Source organism: Enterobacter cloacae complex sp. ESBL7 (assembly GCF_041679625.1).
Classification (GTDB): domain Bacteria; phylum Pseudomonadota; class Gammaproteobacteria; order Enterobacterales; family Enterobacteriaceae; genus Enterobacter; species Enterobacter asburiae_B.
On sequence record NZ_JBGORN010000027.1, the window covers coordinates 1 to 1,314 of the forward strand.

The window sequence follows — 1,314 nt, forward strand, 5'->3', positions numbered from 1 at the left end:
GAGCCTGTCAGTAATTCTGTGTAACTGCCACTGTGTTAAAGGTGATCGCTCAGGCGGTCACCGAACTCGATAATAAAACGACTCATTGCCAGCCGCCAGTTCTGGATCGGCATACTCCATTTTTTTGACGCATCCTTGATCGCCAGATAAATAACTTTTCGTACTGAGTCATCCGTCGGGAACACCTTGCGTTTCTTAATCGCGGCACGGATCACGCTGTTCAGGGATTCGATTGCGTTTGTTGTGTAGATGGCCTTGCGGATATCCGGCGGATAACTGAAGAGCGTATTGAGGTTTTCCCAGTGCGCACGCCAGCTTTTGCTGATTTGCGGATATTTATCGTCCCAGACTTCCGCGAACGCATCCAGCGCCATCAGCGCCGCCTCTTCGGTCGGGGCCTGATAAACCGTCTTCAGGCCACTGGTGACGGCTTTGTAGTCCTTCCACGACACGTATTTCAGGCTGTTACGCACCATATGGATGATGCACAGCTGGATATGGGTCTGTGGGTAGACGCTGTTTATTGCATCCGGGAAGCCTTTCAGACCGTCCACGCAGGCAATCAGGATGTCCTGAAGACCGCGATTTTTCAGCTCTGTCAGCACACTCAGCCAGAACTTTGCACCTTCATTTTCGGCCAGCCACATGCCCAGTAATTCTTTCTGGCCTTCGGTGTTAATGCCCAGTGCGAGGAAGACGGCCTTGTTGATTACGCTGCCATTCTGACGGACTTTGACGACAATGCAGTCCATATAAACAATGGGATACAGCGCATCCAACTGCCGGTTTTGCCACTCCGTGACCTGCTCTTTTACAGCGTCGGTTACTTTAGATATCAGCGTGGGCGACACATCGGCGTCGTACATCTCTTTGAAGGTGGCGACGATTTCGCGGGTAGTCATGCCTTTGGCGTAGAGGGATAAAATCTGGCTGTCCATCTGCGTAATGCGCGTCTGGTGCTTCTTAATCAGCTGCGGTTCGAAGGTGTTTTCACGGTCACGCGGCGTGTTCAGCTCTATCTCGCCGTCATCGCACAACACCGTTTTTGACGAGTAGCCATTGCGGGTGTTTGAGCCTGTTTTGGGCGCATTTTTCTCATGCCCGAGGTGGTCAGTCAGCTCTGCATTAAGCGCCGTTTCGACGGTAAGCTTCGTCAACATGCGGGAAAAAGCATTAAGATCGGCTTCGGTTTTAAGGCCTTTAGCCAGTTCAGCCGCAAGGGCTTTGAGTTTCTTTTCGTCCATAATTGCCTGTCTCCGTTGTTGGAGTGAACATATCAAAATCAGGCAATTACACAATTTTAATTACAGGCTC

The 1,314-nt window shown here is 50.9% G+C and carries 1 protein-coding gene; it reads right to left on the reverse strand.

The features are described from left to right. Positions 1 to 35: 35 nt before the first annotated feature. Positions 36 to 1,244 (reverse strand): IS256 family transposase, encoded by a 1,209-nt coding sequence (locus ACERY3_RS25250; protein WP_373226791.1) that lies wholly within the window; start codon positions 1,242 to 1,244, stop codon positions 36 to 38. Positions 1,245 to 1,314: the final 70 nt, after the last annotated feature.

Bases quoted from the DNA above. Each gene is read 5' to 3' on its own strand.
- ACERY3_RS25250 (WP_373226791.1), bottom strand. From the start codon at position 1,244: ATGGACGAAAAGAAACTCAAAGCCCTTGCGGCTGAACTGGCTAAAGGC.